This window comes from Geoalkalibacter sp., assembly GCF_030604225.1.
Classification (GTDB): domain Bacteria; phylum Desulfobacterota; class Desulfuromonadia; order Desulfuromonadales; family Geoalkalibacteraceae; genus Geoalkalibacter.
Genome location: NZ_JAUVWH010000173.1, coordinates 1 through 5,068, shown reverse-complemented (window position 1 = coordinate 5,068; position 5,068 = coordinate 1). Strand labels below are relative to the sequence as shown.

Genomic DNA, 5,068 nt, shown 5'->3' with positions numbered 1-5,068 from the left:
TCGCTGTCGTTGATGGTCACCCAGAAGGAGGAGCGCCCCCCCAGCTTGAGCTGCCCGACCTGCTTGCTGAAGTTGAAACCGATCCAGTTGGGCAGAAAGCCCATCTTCACCCGGGACTGCTCGCGGTCGGGCCCGGCGATGGCTTCCATCTCCGCGTTCTTGTCGCTGCTGCTGTAGACATAGAAGGTATTGAACGACCCATCGACGCTGAAGGTGGTTTCATCGGCATCGTAAAGGGTGATGGCGGCCAGGGCGGCCTGGGGAAGAACCAAACAGACAATCAAGACACCGAGGATAAAGCCGGAAATCTTACCTGACATTGAAAACCTCCTGAGGGTTGGAAGGGGTGAATGTGCTTCTCCGAAGATCACCGGCGGCCGGCAGGAACGGTTTTTCCATCCGGAAACCCCGCGCCCCAATTTTCCTGTCCTCCTTTAGAGCCTGTTTTGCCGCACCCGTATCCCGGAAAAGCGCTTCACGATCTGCATGCGCAAGTCACTTCCGGGCTACCTGTGCAACGGCGGTGCCAATCAAATAAAACAATGGTTTTTTGTTTAGAAACAGGATGATAGGGATTTTCCCAGGGGAGAAAAGTTGATCGAAAAGCAAGGCTATGAGATGATGTTCTGGAAAATCGAAACACTTTGGTGACGTTATTGCCGGGGAAAGTCTCCACAGCGTGGAATTTACTCCCAACAGGGCATGAGTTGAAAAACGAACCAAAAGATTATATTTCTCCAACACCAAACGTCGTTTGAAAGTTCGGTATACCTATTGCTTGTTGTTTTTATTGACCGCAACGCTCGGGTTCAACATTCGCCCGGCCAAACCGCGCCGAAGGAACTGAATGATGGGGCACGATGTCGTCAAGAAAAGTCCCGCCCTGCACCACTGCAAATTTGAAGTGCCGGAGATCATCTTCGGCCGCGGCCTGCTCAGCCAGATCGGCTCCTGCGCGCGGCGCCTCGGTGGCAACAAGGTGTTTCTGGTCAGCGACCAGGGCCTGTTCAACGCCGGCTGGGTGGACCAGGCCATGCACAGCCTGCTCGAAGCCGGGCTGAATTTCGTCTATTTCGACCAGATCACGCCCAATCCCAAGGACCATGAGGTCGAGGCGGGCGCCAAGGAATACATCCGCCAGGGCGCCGATGTGATCGTCGGTCTGGGCGGCGGCAGCGCCATGGACGCCGCCAAGGGCGTCGCCATTCTGGTGTCCAACGGCGGCAGTATTCGCGACTTCGAGGGTTCGGACAAGATCAGCCGCCCCCTGCCGCCCCTGGTGCTCTGCCCCACCACCTGCGGCACGGGCTCGGATGTGTCCCAGTTCGCCGTCATCAACGACAGCCGGCGCCACTGCAAGATGACCATCATGAGCCGCTGCGTGGCCCCCGACATCAGCCTCACCGACCCGGACACCCTCGCCACCCTGCCCGAGGAATATGTCTGCACCACCGCCACCGATGCTTTAAGCCACGCCCTGGAGGCCTTTTTCTCCGTGGCCTCCTCGACCCTCACCGACGTCAATGCCATCCGCGCCCTGAGTCTACTGGCCAATGGCCTGGTGCGGGCGGTGCGCGAACAGCGGCCCGAGGATCTGGAAAGCATGGCGCGCGCCAGCCTGCACGCCGGCATGGCCTTTTCCAACTCGCTGCTCGGCATCGTGCATGCCCTGGCGCACCCCATCGGCGGCTATTACGACATCAATCACGGCAGCGTCAACGCGGTGCTGCTTCCCGAGGTGGTGCGCTTCGATCTGCCGGTGGTCACGGAGAAATTGCCGGAGTTGGCCTGGACCCTGGGCGTGCACCGGGATCTCAACGGCCGCGAGGCCGCCGAGGTGGTGGAGGAGAAAATCGAGGCCATGCTCGATGCCGCGGGAGCGCCGCGCACCCTGCGCAGCCTCGGCGTCAAACGCGAGGACCTGCCGCAACTGGCGCGCAAGGCCCTGAGCGATGTGTGCATCCTCACCTCGCCGCGCGAAGCGAATGAAACCGATCTGTTGCGGATTCTTGAGAGAGCCTTCTGATGGACGAGATCAAGCCCACCCGCATCGACGAGGTCAGTCTTGATCGCCTGCTCGGCATCGAGAGCTCAAAAATCGGCTATTATGCCGAAGTCAAACAGAAAATCCGCGAACTGGAGATCGCCAACGCCAACCTGCGCTCCAAGAAAAGCGAGCTGCAGGCGGTGTTCGATTCCATCAGCGACGGCGTGGTGATCTACAACGGCCTGGGGCGCATTCAGCACCGCAACCACATCTGTCCGCGCCTGTTTCCCGAGCAGACCATGCCGGGAAAATCCTGCCGCGAACTCTTTCATCCCGAACAGGAGCTGGGCGCGGATCACTGCCCGGTGGAGAAGGCCCTGCGCGGAGAGGGCACGCAAATTTCCTTCACCAAAAGCAGCGCGGGCGGCGAAAACCGCTACTTCGACGTGACCGCCTCGCCCATCGTCGATGCCCAGGGTCAAAACCGGGCGCTGGTCTTTCTGCGGGACGTCACGGATCGGCGCGTCCAGGAACTGCAACTGGTTCAAGCCGAGAAAATGTCGAGCATCGGCTTGCTGGCCGCGGGCGTCGCCCACGAAATCAACAATCCCCTGACCTCGGTGGCCGGCTACGCCGAGGCCCTGCTGCGGCGCTTTCGCGACCAACCGGGTCTGGCCGAGAACCCCGACCTGGAGATATTTCCCGAATATCTTCAGGTCATCATGCGCGAAGCCTATCGCTGCAAGGGCATCATCGACAGCCTGCTGACCTTCAGCCGGCGCTCCGACGGCTCGGTGGGCCTGGTCAATGTCAACGAGGTCATCGACGAGGTGCTTGACCTGGTGCGCAACAAGGCCCGCCAGGAACAGGTCGGCATCGAGGAAGAGCGCTGCGCGCGGCTGCCGCCGATCAGCGCCGACGCGGCCGCCTTGCGCCAGGTGTTCATGAACCTCACCATGAACGCCATCCAGGCCATCAAGGGTCCGGGACAGGTCCGGGTCCGCACCTTCGCCGCCGGCGATGAGGTGGTGGTGGAAATCAGCGATTCGGGGTGCGGCATCCCGCCGGAGCATCTCGACCAGATATGGGATCCCTTTTTCACCACCAAGACCGTGGGCAACGGCCTGGGTCTGGGTCTGGCGATTACCTACAGCATCATCGAACGCCATCAGGGCCACATCGAAGTGGCCAGTCAAGTCAACAAGGGCTGTACCTTCAAGGTGAGACTCCCCATATGTCCAACGTGAATCGCGGCGACGGCGCCAAAGTTCTGATCGTGGAAGATGAAAAGCCCCTGCGCGAGCTGCTGCAGACCGAACTGCGGCGCAGCGGGCACAAGGTTCAGGTCGCGGCCAACGGCGAGGAGGGCCTGGCGCGCTATCGCGAGGAAATCTTCAACGTGGTGCTGCTCGATATCCGCATGCCGGGCAGCGACGGGGTGGAAATCCTCAAGCAGATGAAGAGCGAATCCAACGTGCCCGAGATCATCATGTTCACCGGGCACGGCACCATCGAGACCGCCGTGGAATGCATCAAGCACGGCGCCTACGACTACCTGACCAAGCCGGTCAAGCTCGATGAGCTCGAACTGGTCATCACCAAGGCCCATGAAAAAAACCGCCTGCGGCTGGAAAACATCAGCCTCAAGCTGGAGGTGCAAAAGCTCGACAATCAGCGCATCGTCGGGAAGAGCCAAGGAATCCATCAGGTTCTCGAAACGGTGCGGCGCTGGGGCGCCGTCGACGAGCACGTGCTGATTTTCGGCGAAAGCGGCACGGGCAAGGAACTGGTGGCGCGGGCGGTCCACGAGGCCAGCCCGCGCGTGCAAAAACCCTTCATCACCGTCAACTGCGGACGCCTCGACGTGCACACCGCCGAGAGCGAACTCTTCGGCCACATGCAGGGCGCCTTCACCAGCGCGGTCAAGGGCCGCGCCGGGCTGTTCGAACTGGCCGACCAGGGCACCCTGTTCATGGACGAGGTGTCGGAGATGACCCTCGACGTGCAGGTCAAGCTGCTGCGCATCCTGGAGACCGGCACCTTCCGGCGCCTGGGCGGCAACCGCGACATCAGCGTCGATGTGCGCTTTGTCTTCGCCACCAACAAGAAACTCGAGGACAAGGTGGAGAGAGGCGAATTCCGCGAGGACCTCTTTCACCGCATCAACATGCTGCCCATTTACATCCCACCGCTGCGCGAGCGCGCCGAGGACATCCTGCCCCTGACCTGGTACTTCCTGCAGAACGGCTCGCCCAGCGGCCAGGGCCAATGGGAGATTTCCCCCGAGGCCATGGCCTGCCTGCGCGCCTACCACTGGCCGGGCAACGTGCGCGAGTTGCGCAACACCATCCGCCGCGCATCCATTCTGGCCAGGGAGCGGGTGATTACCGCGGACCTGCTGCCCTTTGCCCCGCCGCGGCTCTTCACCCCCGAGACGCAGGTCGCCGTCACGGCCGAAACGCCTCCCCTGCCCTTGTGGGTCATCGAGCGTGAACACATTCGCAGCGTTCTGGAAAAAGTCGAGGGCAACAAGAGCCAGGCGGCGAAGATCCTCGAGATCGACCGCAAGACCCTCTACACCAAGCTGGAGCGATACGGCTTGCCGGCCTGATCCTAAACAGCGACTGTGGAGTTTGTCCCCAGTCCATTCCGGACCAAATGGGGAATTTTGCTACGCCGGGGATTTTTTCCCCAGACGGAAGCGACCCGAGAGCCGATGTGAATCCCGACCAAGTCCCGTCCGAATCCCTGGCCGGGCTTTTGAGCGATGCGGGGCTGCGTCCGCCACGCATCCTGACCCTGGCCATCACCGGCGCCTGCAACCTGCACTGCCGCCATTGCTGGGTTGATGGTGGCAGACCCACGAGCGCCGCCCATGTGCCCGCCGCCACCCTGTGGCGCCTCCTGCGGGAGTTCGCCCACCTTGGCGGGGCAGGCGTGCGCCTGACCGGCGGCGAACCCCTCTGCCATCCGGCATGGCGCGATCTGCTGCAACACTCGCGCAAACTCGGCTTCGCCCAGTTGGCCCTGCAAACCAACGCCGCCCTGATTCTCGACCAGGAGGCCGCTGCCCTGGCCGAG

Annotated in this window: 4 protein-coding genes and 1 pseudogene; 4 read left to right on the top strand and 1 reads right to left on the bottom strand. The window is 61.9% G+C overall.

Going from position 1 to position 5,068, the window contains the following annotated elements:
• Nucleotides 1–320: pseudogene (locus QAT43_RS14115) on the bottom strand (porin); the annotation flags it as partial.
• A gap of 527 nt (nt 321–847) precedes the next feature.
• Between QAT43_RS14115 and QAT43_RS14110 the strand changes: the two are divergent.
• From QAT43_RS14110 to QAT43_RS14095, 4 genes are all read left to right on the top strand, one after another.
• The gene (locus tag QAT43_RS14110; protein ID WP_305043728.1) at nt 848–2,026 is read left to right on the top strand and encodes an iron-containing alcohol dehydrogenase; all 1,179 of its coding nucleotides are present in this window, start codon (nt 848–850) and stop codon (nt 2,024–2,026) included.
• A complete protein-coding gene (locus QAT43_RS14105) occupies nt 2,026–3,234 on the top strand; it encodes a two-component system sensor histidine kinase NtrB (RefSeq protein WP_305043727.1) in 1,209 nt (402 codons plus the stop codon). Before QAT43_RS14110 ends, QAT43_RS14105 begins: the two co-directional genes overlap by 1 nt.
• A complete protein-coding gene (locus QAT43_RS14100; protein ID WP_305043726.1) occupies nt 3,222–4,598 on the top strand; it encodes a sigma-54-dependent transcriptional regulator in 1,377 nt (458 codons plus the stop codon). Before QAT43_RS14105 ends, QAT43_RS14100 begins: the two co-directional genes overlap by 13 nt.
• Before the next feature lie 107 nt (nt 4,599–4,705).
• Nucleotides 4,706–5,068, top strand: a 363-nt coding sequence (locus QAT43_RS14095) for a radical SAM protein (RefSeq protein ID WP_305043725.1), incomplete at its 3' end; no start/stop codon positions are given.

Bases quoted from the DNA above. Each gene is read 5' to 3' on its own strand.
- QAT43_RS14110 (WP_305043728.1), top strand. From the start codon at position 848: ATGATGGGGCACGATGTCGTCAAGAAAAGTCCCGCCCTGCACCACTGC.
- QAT43_RS14105 (WP_305043727.1), top strand. From the start codon at position 2,026: ATGGACGAGATCAAGCCCACCCGCATCGACGAGGTCAGTCTTGATCGC.
- QAT43_RS14100 (WP_305043726.1), top strand. From the start codon at position 3,222: ATGTCCAACGTGAATCGCGGCGACGGCGCCAAAGTTCTGATCGTGGAA.